The sequence below is a fragment of the Nonomuraea sp. NPDC001699 genome, assembly GCF_053596455.1.
Genome location: NZ_JBSFGF010000010.1, coordinates 306,954 through 329,298, shown reverse-complemented (window position 1 = coordinate 329,298; position 22,345 = coordinate 306,954). Strand labels below are relative to the sequence as shown.

Genomic DNA, 22,345 nt, shown 5'->3' with positions numbered 1-22,345 from the left:
TCCCGGCGAAAGCCGGTCAGGCCCGGCGCCGGCCCGACAACCAGGACGCCCCCCACAGGATCGCGCCGACCACCAGCAGGATGCCGGCGATCTCGTACTGGCCTGCCGGGCGCCCGGAGGACCACGGCAGCACCAGGTAGAGGCAGGTGATCGTGCCCACCACGGGGAGCACGCGGCCCGCGTTGAAGTGCTCGGTGCCGGTCACGTCCCGGCGCAGGACGAGCACGGCGACGTTGACCGCGGCGAAGACGGCGAGCAGCAGCAGCGAGGTCGTGCCGCCCAGCAGCGCCACGACCGGGCTGTCGGGGACCAGCGAGACGAACGTGATGAGACCGATCGCGATCACCGTGGTGAACAGGATCGCGGCGTGCGGCGTGCGCCGGGTGGCGTGGACCGCCGACAGGAACGGCGGCAGCACGCCCTGCTTGCTCATCCCGTACAGCAGCCGGCTGGCCATCAGCATGTTGATCAGCGCCGAGTTGGCGACCGCGAACATCGAGATGAACGGCAGCAGTGAGGCGATCGGCACGCCGGGAGCCGCCGTCTGCACCACCGTCACCAGCGGCGTCTCGCTGGCAGCGAGCTGCCCGACCGGCACGACGGCGACCGCGCAGACGGACACGAGCACGTAGATCACCCCGGTGATGCCGATGCCGGCGAACATCATGCGCGGGAAGATCCGGGTCGGGTCCTTGGTCTCCTCGGCCATGTTGACCGAGTCCTCGAAGCCGACCATGGCGAAGAAGGCCAGCGACGTCGCGGCGCTGACGGCCAGGAAGACGCCCTTGTCGGCGGGCGTCTCGAAGGCGACGACCCGGGAGAAGTCGGCGTGGCCGCCGGAGATGAAGTACAGGCTGAGCACGATGACCAGCAGCAGCCCCGACAGCTCGACCGCGGTGAGCACGACGTTGAGCTTGACGCTCTCGCCGACGCCGCGCAGGTTGACGGCCAGGATCAGCAGCATGAAACCCACGGCGATGAGCAGGATGACGCCGTTGCCCGCGTCGAGGCCGAACCCGGTGGACAGGTTGGCGGCGAAGGCCCGCGACGCCGCCGACGCCGACGTGATGCCCGAGCACATCACCGCGAAGCACACCAGGAACGTCAGCGCCTGCTTGCCGAACGCCTTGTGCACGTAGAGGGCGGCGCCCGCGGCCTCCGGGTACTTCGTGACCAGCTCCAGGTAGGAGCAGGCGGTGATCAGCGCGACGACGAAGGCGATCGTGAAGGGCAGCCAGGCCGCGCCGCCCACCTCGCCGGCGACCTGGCCGGTCAGGGCGTAGATGCCGGTGCCGAGGATGTCGCCGATGATGAACAGCAGCAACAGGCCGGGGCCCATCACCCGCTTGAGACTGGGCTGGCCGCTACCGGCCTCCGGCGGGCTGGGGGGACTGATCTGAGCCATGGGGGTGGTCCTTCTCGTCCGTGCGGATGGCGGGGCTACGTGCCTTGCGCGGGCGACGGCGAACCCCGGCCGGTCGGCGCGCGCCGCCGGGACCACGTGATCTCGACCGTCATCCTGACACTGTACGATCCCCGCTTGTCATCCGTGAACAGGTCGTCACGCTGAGCTTCCGTCCCGGCATGCGAAAGGCGCGGCGGCCGGACAGCCGCCGCGCCGCGAGGGGTGCGGGCCGGCCCGCGGCGCGGGAGCCGTCGCCGGGGGCCGGGGAGGTCAGTGGAGGCCGAGGAGGGGGAGGCGGGATCGGGCGGCCTGGGCCGAGGTGGCGTACCAGACGCCGATCAGGCCGACCAGGCTGGAGGGGTCGGCGACCTCGCAGGTCACGCTCGTCTCGTCCACCCGGTACGCCCCCGGCACGCCCGCCGCCAGCTCGGCCGCCGCCGCCGTCTGGAAGCCGCCGGTCAGCACCAGCCGCTCCGGGATCGGCACCGGACGCAGGGTGGAGGCGTTCCGCACGGCCTCGGCCGCGGCCGCGGCGACCAGTGCCCGGGCCCGCCGCGGATGCAGGCTGTCGGCCGCCGTCACGCCCTCGGCCCGCTTGACCGTCACCGTCAGCGCCCCGGGCAGCCGCCGTCCGGCCAGCTCGCAGATCTGGTCGTCGCCGGTCACCAGGCCCACGGGCACGCCGTGCTCGGCCGCGAGCAGCGCGTTGACCTCGGCCTCGGAGACGTACTCGCCGTTGAGCTTGAGCCAGGCGAACAGCGACGAGAAGCTGTGCGCGAGCACCCCCGGGCAGCCGCCGGGCGCGTGGTAGCCGACGAACAGCGCGACCCCGTGCCGCTCGCCGATCCCGTGCGCCATGCACTGCGCCTTCGGGCTGCCGGTGATCAGCCGGGCCCGCTCGTCGAGGGCGTCCTGAAGGAAGTTGTCCATCGTGCCGTGGCTGTCGTTGACCGTGACGCTGTCCGCGCCGGCCTCGAACGCCCCGGCGATCGCGGCGTTCGCCTCGGCGGTCATCAGCTCCTGGGCGCGCGGATATCCGTGTCCGCCACGCGAGACCTGGTCGATCGTCGCAATGCCGGAGATGCCTTCCATGTCCACGGATATATAGACGTCCATTGGATTCCTCTCACACGGGGGGTTGGCCAGCTTCCCCCAGAAGCGTCGCGGTGTCTTCGGACCACCGCACAACGCGGCGGCCCGCGTTTTCGTGTGCGCGCACGATGCTGCACCTGCGGCTGATCCCGCCCAGGGGCGTGCCGGAAAGGCTGCAAGCCGGGAGCAATCGCCGCGCAAGGGGCGGATCCTAGCGTCGGAGCGTGTCCAGACGACTGCTTCTCGGCGGCGCCGCCCTCGCGACGACCGCCACGCTGACGCTCGGCCTTCCCGCCGCCGCCCCGGCTCTCGCCGCCACCCCGGCCTCCTCCGCCGCCGCCCCCGCGCCCGGCAAGGTGGCGGGCAAGCTGTTCCGCGCCTGGCTGGCCCGCGACCGCGCCGCCGCGGCCGCGGTCGCCACCCCCGCCGCGGTGAGCACGATCTTCACCTACGCCTACCGCGCCCCCGACCGCTTCGACGGCTGCTCGAGCGGCGTGTGCCGGTACGTGCACACCAGCGTGCGCGTGCCCGGCGGCCTGAACGGCATCGCGATGGCCGTGACCGGCTCCAAGGTCACCAAGGTCTACCTGTCACGGCACGTCGAGCGGCCGTCCGCCGCGGCCGGGCACCTGTTCGCCGCCTGGAAGCGCGGCGACAGGTACGCGGCCCTGGAGGTCGGCGCCGAGGGCGCGGTGCGGACGCTGTTCCGGGTCAGGTACGACCCGCGCGGCGTCGTCCACCAGTTCCAGGGGTGCACCAAGGAGCCGAAGGGCTACGCGTGCGCCTGGTCCTACGAGGGCGGCGCGATGTTCATGCACGTGCGCGGTTCGAGGACGACCGGCTACGACGTGCGGTCGATCAGCTACACGGCCGACTGACGGTCAGCCGCCGGCCAGGTCGTTCGCGGCCACGTAGCCGAAGGTCATGGCCGGTCCGATGGTCGAGCCCGAGCCCGCGTAGCTGTGGCCCATGACGGCGCCGCTGGCGTTCCCGGCGGCGTACAGGCCGGGGACGACCGAGCCGTCGGCGCGCAGCACGCGGGCGCGGGCGTCGGTGCGCAGGCCGCCCTTCGTGCCCAGGTCACCGGGGACGATCTTGAAGGCGTAGAACGGCGGCAGCCAGAGCGGCGCCAGACACGGGTTGGGCCGGACGTACGGGTCGGCGTAGTAGTGGTCGTAGGCGCTGTCGCCGCGGTGGAAGTCGGCGTCCCGCCCGGCCAGGGCGAACCCGTTGAACCGGGTGACCGTGGCCCGCAGGGCGGCCTCCGGCACCCCGATCTTCCGGGCGAGTTGCTCGATCGTCGGGGCTCTGAACACGGCGCCGCTGTCGTACCAGGAGTCGGGGAAGGGCAGCAGCGGGGCGATGTCCTTGAACAGGTACTTGTCGCGGTACTGCTGGTCGATGATCAGCCAGGCGGGGATGTGCGGGTCGGACGGGGTGTTGCGGTAGTACATGACGTGCACGACGTCGCTGTAGGGCGCGGCCTCGTTGACGAAACGCCGGCCGGCGCCGTTGACGATGACGCAGCCCGGCAGGGTCCGCTCGGCCAGGCAGAAGTACGGCTCGCCGGGCAGCGGGATCACCGGCCCCCACCAGGCGTCGTCCATCAGGTCCAGCGCGGCGCCGGCCCGCTCGCCGGCCTCGATGCCGTCGCCGGTGTTCTCCTTGGCGCCGACGGTCCAGCTCGTCCCGATGGGCTGGCGCTGGAACTCGGCCCGCATCGCCGCGCTGTGCTCGAACCCGCCCGACCCGACGATCACCCCGCGCCTGGCCCTGACCACCCCGGCCGGGGTGACCACGCCCGCGACCCGGCCGTCCTCGACGTGCAGGCCGAGCAGCGGCGTGTTCAGCCACACCGGCACGCCGGCGGCCAGCAGCCCGGCGCGCAGCCCGGCGGCCAGCGCCTGCCCCATCGTCAGCGGCTTCTCGCCGCGCAGCGCGGCCTCGGTGCCCCGCAGCAGGCACGCCGCCGACACCGCCGCCCCCTTCGGGTTGACCAGGGCGAGCGTCAGCCACTTGTAGTCGGCGCTGAAGACCACCATGCCCGCCGGGGTCGCCATGTACGGCGGGTTCAGCCGGGCCAGCTCCGGGCCGAGGAGGTTGCCTTCGAACTGGTCCGGCTCGATGGAGCGCCCGCCCGGCATCCCGCCGGGGAACTCCGGGTAGTAGTCGGAGTACCCCTCCATGAACCGGAAGCGCAGCGGGCTGTTGCGCGTCACGAACGAGATCATCTGCGGCCCCGCGTTCAGGAACGCCTGCTGCCGCGCGGCCGGGACGGTGTCGCCCACCACGCGGGCCAGGTACGCGGCGGCCTTGGCGGGCGTGTCCGGCACCCCGGCGGCCAGGATCACCTCGTTGCACGGGATCCAGATGCCCGCCCCCGACCGCGCGGCGGACCCGCCGAACGTCGGCGCCTTCTCCAGCACGACGGTGCTCAGGCCGCGCTTGGCGGCGGTGAGGGCGGCGGTCATCCCGGCGGCCCCGGAGCCGACCACCACCACGTCGTAGTCGGCCTCGGCGTAGGCCGGGTCCTGGCCGAGCGCCGCGCCGGTGACCAGGATCCCGCCCGCGATGAGCAGGGAACGGCGGCTGCGCCCCCGGGGGGTGAGGTCGTCGGAGGCCGCTGAGGCAGGTCGCATCGGTGATCCCTTCGACAGGGGAGAGCCGGTCGGCCCCCTCGCCGAAACGAGCATGCGCTTGGTTGGTTACCCTGTCAACGGCCCCGCCGGACGCCCAGATCCTTGACGTGGCCCGCCGTGCCGGTCGCCGTCAGGGCGGTGGCGAACAGGATGAGCTGGTTGAGCACCTTCAGGAACAGCAGCATGCCCGCCGCGCCCGCGACGACCCGGTAGGCGGGGTTGGCCGCGGTGAGGTTGACGTAGACCTGGCCGATCGTCTTGAGGATCTCCAGCCCGGCGGTGATGACCAGCGCCGGGCCCATCACGCGGCGCAGCGGCACCCGCAACCGGGGCGGCGCGGTCAGCAGCGCCATGGCCAGCAGCGTGTTCACGCCGAGGCCGAGCACGATCCCGGCCGCGGTGAGCACCCACTGCGCCGGCAGGGCCTCCACGCCCACGGTGAGCACCGCCAGCCAGGTCAGCAGCCGCTCGGCGGCGAAGGCGACGGCGAGGCACAGGGCGAGCAGCAGCCCGAGCCCGGCCATCACGCCCAGGTCGATGAGCTGGCGCAGGAGGAAGCGCCCCGGGTACTCGTCGAGCTGCCAGATCGCCCGGGTGGCCGAGCGCAGGGTGTCCATCCAGAACAGCCCGGTCACGGGCAGCGCGACGAAGGCCACCGCGCCGGCCGTGCCCCCGGCCTCCCGGATCGCCTGGACGTCGAGGCGCGGGAAGTTCTCGCTCAGGTAGTGCTGGACCGTGGCGAGGACCGTCGGGTCGTCCATGACGTGGCCGAGGATGCCGAAGGCCAGCAGGGCCAGGGCGAAGGTGGCGAAGAAGGAGTAGTAGGTGAGGGCCGCCGACAGCCGGCCGGCGTCGGCCTTGTCGTAGCGCACCACGGCGCGGGACAGGTGGTCGAGCCAGCCGTGCCGGTCGCGGGCCCGCTGCCAGGCCGCCGCCAGGCGCTTGTGCGGTCCGGTGGCGTTCATGGCGCGGGGTCCCCTTCGCTCGCGTCCCGGTGGCCGTACGCCGCCGGGTGCTCACCGTACCGCCATGAGCCGATCAGCAGGGGAACGGGCGGGGTACCGTCGGGCCCGCCCGGCGGGGTGACCGCGGCCACCGGGCGTGCGGGCCGGCCCGGTGGGTGACCGCGGTCGCCGGGTGGGCGGCCGCGGTCGTCGCGGTCAGCGGAGGTCGAAGGCGCGGAGGGTGGTCTGCCTGACGCGGTTGCCCGCCGCGTCCCACGCCTCCACCTTCAGACTTACCGCGCCCTTGGTGGCGCGATGGGCCGGGTACTTCGCGCCGGCGGTGTAGACGCCGTCCCGGCCCTTCTTGAGGTCGGCGGGCTGCCAGGTGGCGCCGTCGTCGGTGCTGGTCCACAGCCGCACGCCGGTGATCGCCGGCATCTTCGCCGCCGACGGCCCGTGGTAGGCCTCCAGCTCGAACGTGTGCCTGCGCCCGGCCGCGACCGTGTTCCCGGCGGACAGGCTGTCACCGAGGTCGTAGCTGACGTAGACCGCCGGCGTGGTGCGGCACTGCTCGACCGGCCCGTCCAGGAACCAGGCGTAGCAGTTGACGCCCGGCCTGAGCTGCTCCTTGGCCGGCGGCGCGGTGAACGTCCACTCGATGTCCTGCTGGGCGTTCCTGGCCGTCAGCCGGTAGACGCCCGGCTCCTTGGGCAGCGGGTAGCGCGGCAGCGTGTCGAACCCCGGCACGGGGGCGTTCGGCAGCTCCTTGCCGTCGCGGTACAGGTGCAGCTCGTACCGCGGCGCGAGGTCGCCGAACGAGCTGCCGTCGTCGCGCCGTTCCCCGACCCCGTTGACCAGGGACGGCGTCACCCACAGGTTGCCGTCGTGCACGCAGATCGCGCACGGCACGCCGATGACGTTCTGCTTGAGCGGGGGCGCGTCCGGGTCGCCGCCGAGCGCGTACACCTTGTCGGAGGCCGTCGAGGCGCCCGGCGTGCTCGGGGTGGCGAACCACTTCTGGACGGTGGTGCCCGGCCGGTCGAACACCTCGTCCCGGTAGCGGGTCTCCTGGATCTCCGCACCCGGCTCGGACCCGACGAGCGCCGACAGGCCCGCCTCGCTCACGGTCCTGGCATCGAGCGGCCAGATGTACTGCGACCTGCGCTCGGGCATCGGCATCGACCAGTGCATGAGGTCGGTGTTGGTCGTCGTGTAGGAGATGTCGTCGGTCCGCCAGGACGCGCGCCAGCTCATGTACTTCGTGTACGGCGCTCCGTGCACGTCGAGGTCGACCTGGTGCAGCCGGCGCTCGCTCACCTCGTACCGCATCGAGTCCGGGACGCGCCCGTCGGCGGACGGCCTGAACACGTACGAGTACGGGGTGACCGGCGTGCCCTCGACCCGGACGGTCACCTTGCCCCGCCCGGCCTCCTCGCGGATCTTCACGCCCTCGGCGTTGGAGACGTAGGCGACGGGGATGTTGACCGGCTTGAACGGCCCGCTGAACGGCTTCTGCGAGATGGGCAGCGGGATCGGGCAGGAGGCGGCCTGCTCGTTGAAGGCCAGGACACCGGCGGCGCCCGCGTCCCTGATCGGCCCCACGCGCTCGATCTGCAGGCCGCACACCGGTCCGAGGACGCCCTCGGCGGGCTCGGCGTCGACCAGCACGAGCGCGCCGCGCAGGTCCTTGCCCGCCAGCTCCTCGGGTCGGCCCTTGCCCGCGTCGACCACCCGCAGGTCCTTGCTTCCCGCGAACGGGACGTACCCGGGATGGATCTCGCCCGAGTCGATCACGTGGACGCGGGTGACCGGGTGCAGGGTCGTGCGCTTGGAGGCGCGCATGGTCATGGTGACCTCGGGCACGCCCAGCTCCCACTGGCCGGTGAAGCGGAAGCCGCCCTTGGTGACCTTCCTGGTCGGCAGCGCCCACGTCTTCTCCCACGCGCCGACCGGACGGCTCGCCAGCAGCGTGCCGCCGTAGACCTTGCCGTTGGGCAGGGTGCGCTGGAAGAAGACGTCGTGGGCGTTGTTCAGCGGCTGCGCGGTCTTCGGGGCGCTGAAGCTGATCTCGGTGGCCTTGCGGGCGTCGAGGGTGACCTCGGTGTCGCCGGTGACGGTCAGCTCGGGCTCGAACAGCCAGGCCCGGTTGGCGCGGTCGTCGCCGTCCACCCAGTCGAGCACCTGGAGCAGGCTGACGGTGCCCGCCGGGACGCGGGTCACGACCAGGCCCGTGTCGTCGATGCGGTGAGGGCCGAGCACGCCCTTGTTGCCGTCGACGTCCAGGACGCTCATGGCCGACGGGGTGCGCGGCTTGCCGTCCCGGTCGAGGGTGCGGATGGTCAGGTCGTACTTGGGGACGTCGCGGACCGCGCCGAGCGGCGTGGTGAGCCGGACGCCGTCGGCCTCGGCCGTCACGGCCCCGCTGTAGGTGCCGACGGCCAGCTCGGCCGGGTCGAGGGTGACGGTGGTGGCGGCCGTGCCGCCGGCGGGGACGGTCAGCGTCGCGTCGGCGAGCACCGGCTTCGCGGCGCCCATCGCCGCCTTCAGCGTGAGCGTGACGGGCCGGTCGCCCAGGTTGCGGTAGGAGACCTCGCCGGTCTTCGCCGCGCTGCCGGCCTCCAGCAGGCCGAAGTCCACGCCGCCGCCGGCGAACACCTGCTGGCTGGTCGCGCGGTCCAGGTCCACCCGGCCGGCGCCCTGCTCGTAGACGGTGAAGCCGTCGTCCTTGGAGGTGGACATCAGGGCCGTCTTGAGCTGCTGGCCCGTCCAGTCGGGGTGCTGCTGCGCCAGGATCGCCACGGCGCCGGCCACGTGCGGCGTGGCCATGGAGGTGCCGGAGGCGCCGGTGTAGCTGGCGTCCACCGGGGAGCCCATGGCGGTGCCGGCCGCCCGCGCGGCCACGATGTCCACGCCGGGCGCGGCGATGTCGGGCTTGAGCCCGCCGCCGGGGCGCGGCCCGCGGCTGGAGAACGCGGCGAGCTGGTCCTTCTTGTCCACCGCGGCCACGGTCAGCGCGGCGTCGGCGGCGCCGGGCATGCTGATCGTCTCGGCCTCGTACAGGTTGCCCGCGGCGACCACGAACAGGGTGCCGGTCTCGGCGGTCAGGTCGTTCACGGCCTGGCTGAGCGGGTCGGTGCCGTCGCTGGGCGGGCCGCCGAGGCTCATGCTGACGGCCTTGGCGCCGCTGCGCGCGGCCCACTCCATGCCCTCGATGATCCACGACTCCTGGCCGGAGCCGGTGTTGTCGAGCACCTTGCCCACGACGAGCTGCGCGCCGGGGGCGACGCCCTTGTACTTGCCGCCCGAGGCCGCGCCGGTGCCGGCGATGGTGGAGGCGACGTGGGTGCCGTGCCCGTGCCCGTCCTTGACGGGCTCCTCCGGGACGAACGACTTGCTGTCGGCGATCTTCCCGGCCAGGTCGGGGTGGCCGGTGTCGGCGCCGGTGTCCAGGACGGCGATCTTCACGCCGGTCCCGTCCTGGCCGCGTTCCCATGCCTGGTGTGCGCCGATCATGGGGACGCTCACGTCCAGGTCGGCCTTGACCTTGGCGTCCAGCCACAGCTTGGCGATGCCGCCGTTCAGCTTGCCGGGCGCCTTGGCCAGGCCCTCCCCGGCGCTCTGCCCGCCGCGTACGGCCTGCCAGAACGCGCCCGCCTCGGCCTTGGTGACGTCGAGGGCGGAGGCGTGGATGCTCTCCAGCGTCCGGGTGGGGTCGCTGGCGGGGACGGCGGCGGCCGACCGCTTGACCGCGGCCTCGGGCTGGTCGCCCGGGTACTGCACGATGACCGGCAGCCGCTTGGCCACGTCGTCGGCGTAGCCGTTCTCGGCCAGGTACTTGACGTCGAACAGCCGCCGGTCCACCAGCCCCGCCTGGACGGCGGCGATCGCGTCGTCCGGCAGCACGAAGACGCCGTCCGGGGTGAACTGGGTGAACAGGTTGATCCGGCGGCCGTCCTGGCGGGTGCCGGGGGCCGGCTCGACGTGGTACCGGCCGGCGGCCGACCGGGTGAGCTGCACCTTGTCGCCCGTGATCAGCGTGACGGTGACCTTCTGGGCGCGCACCCCGGACAGGGCGACGTCCTTGGCGGCCTGCGCGGGGACGGCGGGGACAGCGGGGGAGGCGGGGGCGGGGGTGTCCGGCGTCGCGGCGGTCGCCGGTCCGGCGGTCAGCACGCCGGCGAGCGCGGTGACCGCGGTCAGCAGGACGCCTGTCCGGCGCGCCAGCGGGGGGCGGGGCAGTGCCATGGTGGCCTTTCTGGCGGGGGGGGAGGGGGTCAGACGGGCTCGAAGCCGTCCGGGGGGCGAGGAGGTTCCGGGGTCTCCTCGTGGAGGGAGGAGGTGTCGGGGACGGGGTCGTCCGGGTCCGGCCGGCCGGGGTCGTGGGTGCTTTCGGACATGCCGAAAGTGTCGCGGCAGCCGTATGGGGTGGGGTATGGGGTGCCCTATGGGGAAAAATCCCCAACTTGCCGATTCAGTCGCCGGGGAGGAGGTGGCGGGCCAGCTCCGTCCGCGACCGCGCCCCCACCTTCCGCATGGCCGCGCTCACGTGTTTGTCCACCGTCTTCGGCGACAGGAACAGCTCCCTGGCGATCTCCTGGTTGGTCAGCCCCTCGGCCGCCAACCGGGCCACCTGCTCCTGCCGGGCCGACAGCGCGTGGTCGTTCCCCGCCTGCGCGGGAGCGCTCTGCGCCGCCGGGCGCACGCCCCACCTGCGGCCCAGCCCGGTCGCGCGGTCGAGGTCCCAGCGTGCCCCGAGGTCGGCGTACACGGCGACGGCCCGGCCCAGCCGGACGGCGGCCTCGGGGTCGTCGAGGGCGAACAGGCACGCGGCGGCCTGCTCGCTCGCCTGCGCGGCCTCGTACCGGGCCGGGACCGTCTCGAAGGCGTCGGCGGCGGCGGCGAACTCGGCCGCGGCCCGCTCCCACCGCCCCTCGGCGGCGGCCAGCAGGCCACGGGACTGCGCGAGCGCGGGCGCGGCCAGCGGCGCGTCGAGCCCGTCCACCCGGACGGCGTGCCGCGCCACGACCTCGGCGGCCTCCTCCGGACGGCCCGCCGCCAGCAGCGCCTCGGTCAACCCCGGCAGCGCGCGGACCGCCACCGGCCACAGCTCGCTCGCCTCCCAGTGGCGGCCCGCCTCGACGGCCGCCTCGATCGCCGCCTCCGGCTCGCCCCGCGCGGCGGTCAGCCTGAGCAGCATCGCCAGCGGCAGCACGAGGTCGTCGTACTGCCCCCGGGTACGCGCCTCGGCGGCGGCGTCGAGCAGCGGCGGCAGCGCGGCCTCCTGGCGGCCCTGCACCGCGGCCAGGCAGGCGGTCACGATGTCGACGAGGATGCGCTCGTGCGGCTCGTCGCCGAACTGGTCGCGCAGCTCCTGGAGCCTGGCCGGCAGCCCGTGCCAGGAGCCCTCGAAGTAGTCGGCCGCGGCCAGGTTCACCAGGCAGCGCAGTTCGAGCCGTTCGCGCAGGTCCGGCTCGGCGCCCTCCTCGACCGCCGCGGTCAGCAGGCGGCGGCCCCGGCGGTGGTGCCCGCTGAACAGGGCCGCGCCCCCGATCGAGCGGTAGGCGTTGACCTCACGGCGCAGCAGCCGCCGCCCGCCGGTCTCCCGCAGCAGGTCGTCGGCGAGCACGGCCCAGCGCGGGTCGCCCATCACCACGAAGATCATTGCGATCTTGCCGAGCACCAGCATGCGCATGGCCGGGTCGGCGACGGCGGGCAGCGTCGCCAGCGCCCGTTCCAGCCACGACATGGTCTCCTCCAGCGGCAGGCCGCTGGGCGGGCGGCCGACCCCGGCCATGGCCCACGCGGCCAGCCCCGGTTCGCCGGCCAGGTCGTCGGCCGCCCGCGCGAACGCCTCGCCGATGCGGGCGCCGTCGATGCGGGTGCGTTCCAGATGCAGCGCCAGCAGCAGCCGCAGGTGGCCGCGGAACGGGGGCGGCACGTCCTGCTCCAGCGCGCCGGTGACCAGGTCGGCGACCGGCGGCGGGCGCAGCAGCTCCAGGGCGGCCCAGCCCAGCTTCACCGTCAGCTCGGCGCGCCGGGCGGCGGGCAGCTCGGCGCCGCGCAGGACGTCCTCCAGCAGGCGCGCGGCCTCGGCGTCGTCACCCAGCCTCGACGCCTGCTCGGCCGCCTCGATCGCGGCCTCCACCCACTGATCGGCCCGGCCGGCCTGGCGCAGGTGGTGGGCCAGGCGGCCCAGCGGGACCGGGCGCAGCTCGCGTACGGTGTCGGCGGCGGCCGCGTGCAGGGCCTGCCGGCGGCCCAGCGGGATCGCCTCGTAGACCGCCTGCGCCGCCAGCACGTGCCGGAACCCGACCAGCCCGCCGGTGTCGGCGAACAGCCCGGAGCCGAGCACCTCGTCGATCGCGCCGACGTCCGGCCCCGACAGCAGGGCGACCGGCACCGGCAGTTGCAGCACGGCGGCCCGTTCCGCCACCTCCTTGGCGCCGGGGGAGAGCCGGGCCACCCGTTCCTGCACCGAGGCGCGCACGCCGCTCGGCACGTCCAGCTCCTCCAGGGCCCGCCGCGCCCAGCCGCCCTCCCACCGGATCAGCGTGCCGCGGTCGCGCAGCAGCGCCAGCAGCTCCTGGACGGCGAGCGGCAGCCCGGAGGCCCGCCCGCACAGGTGCTCGGCGAACTCCGCCGTCACCTCCTCGGCCCCGAGGATCACCGAGGCCATCACCCGCGTCTGGGCGGCGTCGAGCGGCGGCAGCACCAGATGCTCGGCCGCGATCGTGTCGGGGGCGCGCGCGGTGATCGCGCGTACCGGCCCGGACGCCTCCTCGCTCCGGTACGTCAGCACCACCCGTAACGTGCCGGGCAGCACCGACATCAGGTACGTCAGGAACTCGACCGTCTGCCCGTCGGCCCAGTGGAGGTCCTCCACCGCCAGGACGGCGGGGCCGAGCGCGGTCAGCACCTCGGCGAGCCCCCGGAAGACCCGGTGCCGCTCGGCCGCCCGGTCGTCGAGCGGCGGCGGCGTCTCCGGCAGCACGCCGGCCAGCTCCGGCAGCAGCTCGCGCAGCGCCCCGGCGACCGGCGACAGCGCCGCCCCGTCCAGCTCGGACGCGCGCCCGCGCAGCGCCTCGACGACGGGCCCCAGCGGGAACGGCTCCCTGATCTGGACGCAGGCCCCGCTCAGCACCCGCAGGCCCGCCACCGCGGGATCGCCGAGCAGCTCGGCCGTCAGCCTGGACTTGCCGATGCCGGCCTCGCCCTCGACGACGGCCACGGCGGGCGCCCCGGCGACCAGCGCGACGAGCCGGGCGAGCTCGCTCTCCCGACCCACCAGAACCGGGGAGACCACCCGCCCAGCACGCACCCGCTCATTCAACTGCACACGAACCCATAGATCAACGTCAGGGCACTCCGCCGCGTCAGGCGGGGGCGATGCCGTCGTAGTCGATCAGCAGGTGGCGCGGGCCGCGCAGCACCGCGCTGGGCCGGTACGGCGGCGGGTCGGCGACCAGCCGCGGATTGCGCACCCTGCGCACCAGCTCGCCCAGCACGACCTGCGCCTCCAGCCGGGCCAGCGGCGCGCCGAAGCAGTAGTGGACGCCGCCGCCGAACCCCAGGTGCTCGTTGGGCCTGCGGCACGGGTCGAACCGGTCGGGCTCGCGCACGTGGGCCGGGTCGCGGCTGCCCGCCGCCAGCGCGAGCACGACGGGCGAGCCCGCCGGGATCGTCACGCCGCCGACGACCACGTCGTCCAGGGTGACCCGCGAGGAGACGAGCTGCACGGGCGGCTCGAAGCGCAGCAGCTCCTCGACCGCGGTGATGACGAGGTCGGGGTCGGCGCGCACGCGTTCCAGCAGGATCGGGTCGCGCAGCAGGGTGAGCATGCCGTTGGCGATGAGGTTGATCGTGGTCTCGTGCCCGGCGATGAGCAGCAGCAGGGAGGTGGCGACGACCTCCTCCGGCGTCATGCGGCCGTCGGGCCCCTCGTAGGTGACGAACCCGGACAACATGTCGTCGCCCGGCTCCCGCCGCCGCTCCTCGGCCAGCCCGGCGAGGTAACGTTCCAGGTTCTCCGACACCGCCTGACGCTCCCGCGCCCGCTCGGCGCGGTCCTCCTCGCCCGGCCCGAGCGTCTCGACGATCTGGTCCGCCCAGGCGTGGAACTGCTGCTCGTCCTCCGCCGGGACGCCGAGCAGCCGGCAGATCACCGCGATCGGCAGCGGGTAGCCGACCTCGTCGACGACGTCGGCCCGGTTCTTGGCCGCCAGCGCGTCGATCAGCTCGGTGGTGGTGGCCAGCATCATCGGGCGCAGGCCGTCCACGACGCCCGGCGAATGCGGCGGGCCGAAGTGGCGCATGGTCAGGCGGCGCAGCCGGTCGTGCTCCGGCGGGTCGAGCCGGATGAAGGCGGGCGCGTGCTCCGGCGTCTCCGGTGCGTCGGCCAGGTTGCGCCGGTCGGAGCTCACCCGCGGGTCGTGCAGCAGCTCGACGATCTCCCGGTACGTGCTGACCACGTACGAGCCGTCCTTCAGCCGGGTCACCGGGTTCCTGCGCAGCTCCCCGAGGGACGGATGGGGGTCGGCGCGGCCGGCCGGGTCGAGGATGCGCTGGAAGGCGGCGTCCGAGGTCATGTCCTGCACTCCTGTCTGGGTTCCTGCCGGGTCAGCTCTGCGGCGCGTGCAGCAGCGAGGCGCGCCGCTCGGCCGGGTCGTGGCCGGTCACCACGACCGTCGCCCCCTCCGCCGCGATCAGCCGCTCGGGCACCCGGGCCGGTACGGGCCGCGCCTGCCCCCGCTGGTCGACGTGCCGGAAGGCGGGCGGGAAGGGCGTGGCCCGCTCGATCAGCCGCTGGTAGAACTCCAGCCACATGCCCTGGTCGAAGGTGACCGCTGCGGTGACCCGGCCCTTGTAGCCGTAGACGGCGACGAAGCGGCGCTCGTCCGTCGAGCCCTGGGTGACGACCAGCTCGTCGGCGAAGGTCGGCACGCCCACCGACTTGATGTTGACCCCGAACTGGCTGGACCAGAACACCGGCACCGACAGATGCGGCCAGCGGTGCGTCTGGTCGCTGACCATGTTGTGGGCCGCGATCTCGGCCTGCGTGACCGCGTTCCCCCAGTGCTCCAGCGTCATGAACTGGTACTGGTACAGCGGGTGCGGGAAACGGGCGATGTCGCCGGCGACGAACACGTCGTCGGTCACCAGGCCGTTGGTGTCCACGGCCCGGCAGCCGGCGTCGCAGGCCACCCCCCACACGCCCGCGGCCAGCCCCGAGTCGCGCAGCCACTCGACGTTGCGCACCGAGCCGAGCGCGACCACGGCGACCTCGGCCTCGACCGTGCTGCCGTCCGACAGGCGGGCGCCGCGCAGCCGCCCGTGCCCGTCGCCCTCCAGCGAGGTGACCGTGGTGCCGCACCGCAGGTCCACGCCGTGCTCGCGGTGGAGCTGGGCGGCCACGTCGCCGATCACGCCGCCGAGCGCGTTGACCAGCGGGGCCTGGCCGCGTTCGACGACCGTCACGGGCAGGTCCAGCTCGCGGCAGACCGAGGCGATCTCGCTGCCGGTGAACCCGGCGCCCAGGATGAGCACCCGGTTGGGACGGGCGGCCAGCGCCTCCCGCAGGCCGGCGGCGTCCCGCATCGAGCGCAGCGTGTGGACGCCCTCCAGCCGGGCCTCCTCCTCGTTCGGCCAGGGCCGGGCGCGGGTGCCGGTGGCCAGCAGCACCCGGTCGAAGCCGACCTCGCGGCCGTCGTCCAGCAGGACGCGTTTGCCGGCCACGTCCAGGCCGGACGCCCGGGTGCCCCACATCCAGTCGGCCTCGACCTCCCGCAGGCGGGGCAGCATGACGTGGTCGGGCGGCACCTGTCCCATGAGGACCTGCTTGGACAGCGGCGGCCGGTCGTACGGTTCGGAGGACTCGTCCCCGATCACCGTCAGCGACCCGGTGAAGCCCTCCCGCCTGAGCACACCGGCGGCCCGCGCCCCGGCCAGGGACGCGCCGACGATGACGATGCGCCCGTCGATCATCCCGCGCGCCGGCGGGCTGGGCGGCTCGGACGTGAGCCGGGTCGCCGTCCAGTCGAGGTGGATGGCCTGGACGGGGCAGGCCGCCGCCGCGCGCAGCACGTGCTCGCGCCGCTCGTCGCCGGGGTCCAGGTCGTACAGGAGGGACTCCTCGCGCATGGTGAAGACGTCGGGCGCGAGGAAGGCACACTGCCCGTACCCCTGGCAACGCGTCAGATCGACGACGACTTTCACCGGCCATCCCCCCGTCGAGCGAGCCGCGCGCCCGTTCCCCGGTCGGCGCGCCCGGCCCGGAATGGCCTACCCTCGCCGCCCGCGCCCGTAGCCCGCGCGCGGCGATCCTGCCCTGGTCTTTAGGCGGTGCGGAGGGAAAACACGCCGTTCCCTCCCCGGCGGGACCCGGTGCCGTAACCGGGCCTTTGAGCAGCCGGTAGGCATTTGTCAGTGATCGCCGATAACGTTCCGCGCAACGTGGCGGCGGGAGATCCGCGCCTCGACACATTCCCATGGCTTCATGACGAGAGGCGGCGGCAATTGGGCTGGCTGGCGGCGGGCGACGCGTACGAGATCGCCCTGATAGATGGCCGGGTCACGGCCAGGGCCACGTCCGGCCGCTCGGCCGGGCGGCAGCTGAAGACGCTGCCGAAGGCGGTGCGCGAGCACCCCGAGGCGGACCGGCTGCGCCGCTTCGCCGAATGGCTCGACCGGCACGCCGCGTCCTGCGTGGCGCACGTGGACGCCTGGATGGTGTCCTCGCTGCCCGTGCCGACCGAGCTGATCGCCCGGGTCTGGCCCGACGAGGCGTGGCAGGCGGCGCTGCGTGACGTGGCGGTCGTCGGCGACGACCCCGACGAGGTGGGCTTCCTGCGGGACGCGACCTCCTCCGGCGAGCTGCGCGCCGTCAACCTCGACGGCGAGACCGTCCGGCTCTCCGCGCGCACGGTGACGCTGCCGCACCCGGTGCTCCTGCCCGACCTCGACGACCTGCGCGAGTTCGCCGCGGAGCTGGGCATCACGCAGAAGGTCGAGCAGATCCACCGGGCCATCTGGCGCAAGCCCGCCGAACAGGGCGAAGGGGTGCGCCAGGTGAAGGAGTTCGCGGGCGGCACGTACGCCTCCAGGTTCGGCGTGGCGGCCCGCGCCACCCAGCTCGGCTACCGCGTCTCCGGCGGCTTCGCCACCTGCCAGGTGCGCGACGGCGGCCGGCTCACCGAGGCCGCCGTCTGGATCGGCGAGCCCTACTGGGACAGCGAGACGTCCACGGGCGATCTCACCTGGCGCGACCAGGACGGCAAGACCCTCGCGCTGCGCGAGGTCGGCCCGGTCGCCTGGTCCGAAGGCATGCGAATGGCCGCCGCGCTGTACGCCGGGCGGCAGGTAGAAGAGGGGAAGAGCGCATGACCGGGGACATCTCGCAGAACGATGAGGCGCGGGAGCTGCTCGACGCCGGCGCGGTGCTGCCCGCCGGCACCGAGGGGGCGGGGGAGCGGGCCGTGCCGCTGGTCGCCCGCGCCTACCGGCACCCCGGGCTGGACGACCGGGTGATCGTCCGCCTGGTCACCGAGGAGCTGAGCACCGCCGAGGACGCGGTGGGCGGCTTCCTCGGCCTGGTGCCCGAAGGCGAGCCCGCGGTGGTCGGCCTGGGCCTGCGCCGCTCGCTCGGCTTCCCCGAATGGGTGCTGGTCCACCACCCGCAGGACGGGCACCACGCCCTGGCCGTCGTGCCGGAGCTGGAGCGCGTCGCCCGGCAGACCAGGACCAAGCCCAAGATGGCGCTCGACGCCTACCAGAAGCTGGCCGGGCAGCTCGCCGCGTCCGTCCCGCACTTCCTGCCGACCTTCTACGAGCAGGCCGCCCGCGTGTTCGCCGCGGCCGACAACACCCAGTACGCCGGGCAGCTCTTCTCCGCCGCCCGCCGGGCCGAGGCCCAGCACGGCCTCGCCGTGGACGACGACCGGCTCGACGCGGTGTTCCTGGAGTTCGCGCTGGCCGGTGCGCTGCCGGTCAAGGTGCTGTCCGGGTACGCCAAGGAGCTGACCGCCCGCCTGCCCGCCGCGGAGGCGCTGAGCAGGTTCGCGCGGTTGTGCGTACGCAGGACCGCGGGCGGCCTGGCCCCCTCGGCGCAGATGGCCGCCGACATCCGCAGGCTCGCCAGGGCCGCCGGCGTGGACGCCGAGACGGCCGAGCAGGACTACCTGGCCGAGGTGCTGACGCTGCCGGCCGTCATGCAGGCCCCGACCGGCTGGTGGAAGTCCCACGCCCCGGCCGTCGCGGCGCTGGCCCGGCAGCGGCCCGAGCTGAGGGGCACGCTGCTGAACGTCATCCCCGAGGGCCGCGACCGGGAGCTGCCGGGCATCTGGCTCGACATCCTGGAGAGCGCGGACGCGACCGCCGGCCTGCACACCGACGTGCCGGAGGAGGAGCGCTCGGCCGACGGCGCCGCCGGCTGGCTGCGCAGGTTCCTGGCCGCCCGGCAACGGACCTGGGGCGTCCCGCCGCACCTGCCCGCGCTGCACGCCCTGATCGAGCGCATGGCCGACCGGCTGCGCGACGAGCTGACCGCGACCGGCGGCACGATCGCGGTCGACGACGACGCCGACCTGATCGACCTGCTGCTTTCCCGCGGCGTGCCCGTGGCCGACCCCGGCGACGGCGCCCGGCTGCGCCTGGACGTCTGGGCCGGGCACGAGGACCGCCGCGACCTGCACGCCCTGGCCGCCGACGGCCGCTTCCACGTCGCCTTCCGGCGCGGCGCAGACCACCTGGACGCCGACGACGAGGGCAGGGCGACCGTCCGGGCCCTGGCCGGCTCCCTGGGCGGAGGTCCGATGCTGGCCGAATGGGTACGCCTGGTCGCCCGCCGCTCGGCCGCCGCCGGCCTGCCCACCCTGCCCGACGCCCTGCGCCGCCTGTCCTGGCTGCCCGGCGAGGCCCTGGCCCTGGCCGAGGACGAGGTGCGCCGGGCGGCGACCGACGCCGACGTGGCCGGGGTGCTGGCCCGCGCCCTGCGGTCCGGGATCATCGACGAGCTGGGCTGGCCCGCCTTCGAGGAGGCCGCCACCCAGCTCGTGCCGGAGAAGGACGTCGACGACCTCGTCGTCTGCGACGCCTGGCCTCACCTGGTCGTCGCGGGCACCGCGCAGGCCCGGGTGCTCTCGGCCGACGGCGTCGTGCTCACCCACGACCTGCGCGTCCCCAGGGACGACACCTGGAGCGATCCCGGCTTCCACTACGTGGACGGCGACCTGCTCGTCTACTGGGACTCCCGCGACCGGACCAACGGGCTGCGCGGCTACTGGCACACCTCCGCCGACCGCGTCCGCGACCTGGACGGGACGGACCGGAGCCGGGGCACCCGCCTGGACTACTACCTGGGCGAGGACCCGGTCAGCCTCGCCGTGCCCGGCGGCGGCCGTACCACCGGGTACGGCACGCTGCACGCCGGCGACACGGCCGTCCCCGACGAGCGGCACCTCATCACCGACGGCACGTCCTTCTGGACGTGGGTCCGGGCGGAACGTGACAGCGGCTGGTACGAGTTCGACCCCGCCGGCGGCGGCATCGGCAGGAGGTCGCTGCCCGCCTTCCTCACCGGCACGTCGGACGACAAGCCCGGCGAGGGCTGGCTGCTGCCCGCCCCCTCCGCCGAGCCCACCCCGGTCGGCGCCCCCGTCGACGGCCTGTACGGCCTGCGCGTGATCGAACTGCCCGACGGCTCCCACCGCGCCGAGGACCTGTCCGGGACCACGGTGACGTTGCCGCCGGACGCCGGCGTCCCGGTGCGCGTGCTGACGTTCCCCGGCGCGGAGCGGCCCTGCGCCGTCGTGCGCACCAGCTACCGGATCAGCCTCGTGGACGCCGACGGCGTCGTGCTGGCCGAGTACCGGACCGACGCCAAGCCGGGCGCGTTCGGCGCGGGCATGCCCATCCTGCCCCCTGAGCGCTACTGGTACTGCCTGCGCCCGCGCGACCTCGACGGCTCGGCGGCGCTGCGCCGCCTGGACCGCGAGACGGCCGCGGCCCTGCTCGAAGCGGCCGAGCCCCAGGGCGCCGACCTGCTCGCGGCGGTCCGCGCGCTGCTGCCGGAGGTCACCCACGAGGCGCTGCGGAAGGGCGTGGCCGGGATCGTCGGCTTCGCCGCCGCCCAGCAGGACGCGGTGCGCACCGTCGTGGCCAACCTCAACCGCGCGCTGGCGGGTGGCCCGGCCGAGGAGCAGGGGCCGTCCGGGCCCTCGGACACGCTGCTGGCGGAGGCGATCAACGGCGTCGGCGAGGGCCACGGCCACCACTACTACAGCCGCGACGCCGCGTTCCAGCAGATCCGGGCGGTGGGCCGGGCCGTGACCGGCGGACAGGACCGCCCGCAGGTGCCCAACCACCTCGGCCTGCCCGGACTGCCCACCTCGAACCTGCGGTGGGAGCGCCTGCTCGACCACTGCGCCGCCGTGGCGTACCGGCTCGCGGCGCCGACCACGCCGGCCGAGCACCGGGACGCGCTGGGCGTGCTGCTGGGCGAGCTGCGTGACGGCGGCCTGCCCATCGCGGCGGGCTCGTCCCGCTGGCGCCGCATGACGGTGACGCTCAGGCGCGAGCACATGGTCGTCGCGGGCGGCTCCCCGGCGGGCGGCTCTGCGGCGGGGGGCTCGCTGTCGGGCGTGCTGCCGCTGGGCGGCGGCGCGTTCATCGTCTTCCTCGACCTGCGGGAGACGGCCGTCGACGGGCTCGAATGGACCGCTCTGCACCATGACCCCGCCGGGGCGTTCGAGGTGCCCGCGCCCTACACCGTCCGCGACCGCTCGCCCGTCGGCGGGGACCGGGAGGCGGGCTGGCTGGAGTCGTTCCTCACCGAGCTGGCCGCGCGCGGCCCGGCCCCCTGGCAGGAGGCCGCCGCCGCGGAGTTCGCCCGGCTCACCGGGGTCTCCCAGACCGCCGCGCGGCTGATCGTCGCCGGGTTCCCGCAGGTGGACACGTACGAGCGGACCTTCCTCGACAAGGAGGCCCGCGCCGTGATCGGCGTGAAGGTGACCGACGCCGCCGTCGCCAAGGACGAGCTGCGCGCCCTCGGCCCGGACGTGCGGCGGGCCGTCACCGGGGCGCTGCTGCCCGCCGACCCGGCCCGCCTGTGGACCGACGGTCCCGACGTCGCCGCCGCCGCGCGGGTGTGGAACGACCACGTCGGGCAGCGGCTCGCCCTGCCCGAATGGCTGCTCGGCGAGGCCGCGGGCGCGCTGCGCGCCGCCGGGGACGACGCGGCGCAATGCCTGCGCGCGGTGCTCGACCCCGCCACCGCTCCCGAACTGGGCGTGGACCTGGAGTGGGAGGTGCGCGGCGACCGCGTCCACCCCGTCGGCCAGGGCACCGGGTTCAGCGGGCGGTCGCTGGTCATGGCCGTCGCCACGGCCGCCTGGCTGGCCCACCGGCTGCCCGCCGGGCACCCGCTGCGCGCCGGGCTGCCCGCCGTGCTGTCGGCGGTCCGCGACCGGCTCGCCAACCCCCGGCTGCTGATCGACCTCGACCGGTACGTCGGCCTGCCCGGCTTCAGGAAGGTCGCCGGGACGCCCACCGAGGTCGGCGAAGGCTACGAGCGGTACGGGGCCGTCGTCATGGCGACCTACGACAGCCAGCCCTCGCCCGCGCTCCGCCCCGGCCTGCTCGACGCGGCCGGCGAGGACCCCTACCTGCGGGCCCTGATCGGGCTCAACGGCTCCTTCCCCGCCGTGTCCGCGCTGCGCACCGCCCTCGACCCCGGCTTCGCGGCGCTGCTGGCCGACCCCGGCGACCCGCGCCAGGGCGACCGCGACGCCGACGGCACCTGGTGGCCGCAGGACCCCACCCGCTCGGTGCCCGACCTCGTCGTGGACGTCGCCAAGGCGCACGGCCTCGGCGAGGACGCCGCCGCGGTCTACCTCATGCTGCTGGCCATGCCCGACCCCACCGACCGCAACGCCGCCCGGTGGACCGGCTGGAAGCCGGCCCGGCTCAAGGCCGCGCGGGCCGAGCTGGCCGGCGCCGACCTGGTCGTCCAGGCCGTGCGCGCCCGCGCCGGGCGCTCGCTGTTCCTGTCCGGCGGCTGGTCGGAGCAGCGGACGCCGCGGCTCCCGCTGGAGCAGTGGAAGCTCCCCATGTTCAGCCCGAACGCGGGCCTCGACGGCCCCCTCGTGCCCGGCGAGCCCGTGGCCGACCTGTACGCCAGGGCGTGGCGGCGCGTCCAGGACGGCGACGTGCCCCGCTTCGAGCAACTCGACGTCAAACGCGGCCGCCGCCGCTGACCTCCCTCCTACTCCCTT

General features: G+C 74.6%; 12 protein-coding genes. 3 read left to right on the top strand and 9 right to left on the bottom strand.

Annotated elements, in window-relative coordinates:
- Positions 1-16: 16 nt before the first annotated feature.
- Both ACWCSU_RS29565 and ACWCSU_RS29560 read right to left on the bottom strand, forming a co-directional pair.
- Positions 17-1,405, bottom strand: coding sequence for an APC family permease (locus ACWCSU_RS29565; RefSeq protein WP_449939323.1), 1,389 nt, complete (start codon positions 1,403-1,405; stop codon positions 17-19).
- Positions 1,406-1,675: 270 nt separating this feature from the next.
- Complete coding sequence (locus ACWCSU_RS29560) at positions 1,676-2,521, bottom strand: M55 family metallopeptidase (protein ID WP_397043296.1); 846 nt, start codon at positions 2,519-2,521, stop codon at positions 1,676-1,678.
- A gap of 200 nt (positions 2,522-2,721) precedes the next feature.
- On the opposite strand from ACWCSU_RS29560, the gene ACWCSU_RS29555 reads away from it, so the two are divergent.
- On the top strand, positions 2,722-3,375 hold the full coding sequence (locus ACWCSU_RS29555) for a hypothetical protein (protein WP_449939319.1): 654 nt from the start codon (positions 2,722-2,724) through the stop codon (positions 3,373-3,375).
- 3 nt (positions 3,376-3,378) lie between these two features.
- On the opposite strand, the gene kstD is transcribed toward ACWCSU_RS29555, so the two are convergent.
- From kstD to ACWCSU_RS29520, 7 genes are all read right to left on the bottom strand, one after another.
- The gene (gene kstD / locus ACWCSU_RS29550) at positions 3,379-5,136 is read right to left on the bottom strand and encodes a 3-oxosteroid 1-dehydrogenase (RefSeq protein ID WP_449939316.1); all 1,758 of its coding nucleotides are present in this window, start codon (positions 5,134-5,136) and stop codon (positions 3,379-3,381) included.
- A gap of 74 nt (positions 5,137-5,210) precedes the next feature.
- On the bottom strand, positions 5,211-6,101 hold the full coding sequence (locus tag ACWCSU_RS29545) for a YihY/virulence factor BrkB family protein (RefSeq protein ID WP_364093309.1): 891 nt from the start codon (positions 6,099-6,101) through the stop codon (positions 5,211-5,213).
- 195 nt (positions 6,102-6,296) lie between these two features.
- Complete coding sequence (locus ACWCSU_RS29540; protein WP_449939312.1) at positions 6,297-10,325, bottom strand: S8 family serine peptidase; 4,029 nt, start codon at positions 10,323-10,325, stop codon at positions 6,297-6,299.
- Positions 10,326-10,354: 29 nt separating this feature from the next.
- Positions 10,355-10,477 carry a hypothetical protein gene (locus ACWCSU_RS29535; protein ID WP_449939310.1) on the bottom strand — a complete coding sequence of 41 codons (123 nt, stop codon included), beginning with the start codon at positions 10,475-10,477 and terminating at the stop codon, positions 10,355-10,357.
- Between the two features lie 74 nt (positions 10,478-10,551).
- Positions 10,552-13,398 carry an ATP-binding protein gene (locus ACWCSU_RS29530; RefSeq protein ID WP_449939307.1) on the bottom strand — a complete coding sequence of 949 codons (2,847 nt, stop codon included), beginning with the start codon at positions 13,396-13,398 and terminating at the stop codon, positions 10,552-10,554.
- 55 nt (positions 13,399-13,453) lie between these two features.
- Positions 13,454-14,665: a cytochrome P450 gene (locus ACWCSU_RS29525; RefSeq protein ID WP_449939304.1), complete on the bottom strand. Its 1,212-nt coding sequence runs from the start codon at positions 14,663-14,665 to the stop codon at positions 13,454-13,456.
- A 31-nt stretch (positions 14,666-14,696) separates the two neighbouring features.
- On the bottom strand, positions 14,697-16,292 hold the full coding sequence (locus tag ACWCSU_RS29520) for an FAD-dependent oxidoreductase (protein WP_449939301.1): 1,596 nt from the start codon (positions 16,290-16,292) through the stop codon (positions 14,697-14,699).
- A gap of 300 nt (positions 16,293-16,592) precedes the next feature.
- Here ACWCSU_RS29520 and ACWCSU_RS29515 point away from each other — a divergent pair, with 300 nt between their 5' ends.
- The gene (locus tag ACWCSU_RS29515; protein WP_449939298.1) at positions 16,593-17,459 is read left to right on the top strand and encodes a DUF4132 domain-containing protein; all 867 of its coding nucleotides are present in this window, start codon (positions 16,593-16,595) and stop codon (positions 17,457-17,459) included.
- Entirely contained in the window at positions 17,456-22,327 is a 4,872-nt protein-coding gene (locus ACWCSU_RS29510) for a DNA-binding protein (protein ID WP_449939295.1), read from the top strand. Before ACWCSU_RS29515 ends, ACWCSU_RS29510 begins: the two co-directional genes overlap by 4 nt.
- Positions 22,328-22,345: the final 18 nt, after the last annotated feature.

Coding starts and splice junctions, on each gene's coding strand:
- ACWCSU_RS29540 (WP_449939312.1), bottom strand. CDS start 10,325: ATGGCACTGCCCCGCCCCCCGCTGGCGCGCCGGACAGGCGTCCTGCTG.
- ACWCSU_RS29545 (WP_364093309.1), bottom strand. CDS start 6,101: ATGAACGCCACCGGACCGCACAAGCGCCTGGCGGCGGCCTGGCAGCGG.
- ACWCSU_RS29535 (WP_449939310.1), bottom strand. CDS start 10,477: ATGTCCGAAAGCACCCACGACCCCGGCCGGCCGGACCCGGACGACCCC.
- ACWCSU_RS29510 (WP_449939295.1), top strand. CDS start 17,456: ATGACCGGGGACATCTCGCAGAACGATGAGGCGCGGGAGCTGCTCGAC.
- ACWCSU_RS29560 (WP_397043296.1), bottom strand. CDS start 2,521: ATGGACGTCTATATATCCGTGGACATGGAAGGCATCTCCGGCATTGCG.
- ACWCSU_RS29565 (WP_449939323.1), bottom strand. CDS start 1,405: ATGGCTCAGATCAGTCCCCCCAGCCCGCCGGAGGCCGGTAGCGGCCAG.
- ACWCSU_RS29525 (WP_449939304.1), bottom strand. CDS start 14,665: ATGACCTCGGACGCCGCCTTCCAGCGCATCCTCGACCCGGCCGGCCGC.
- kstD (WP_449939316.1), bottom strand. CDS start 5,136: ATGCGACCTGCCTCAGCGGCCTCCGACGACCTCACCCCCCGGGGGCGC.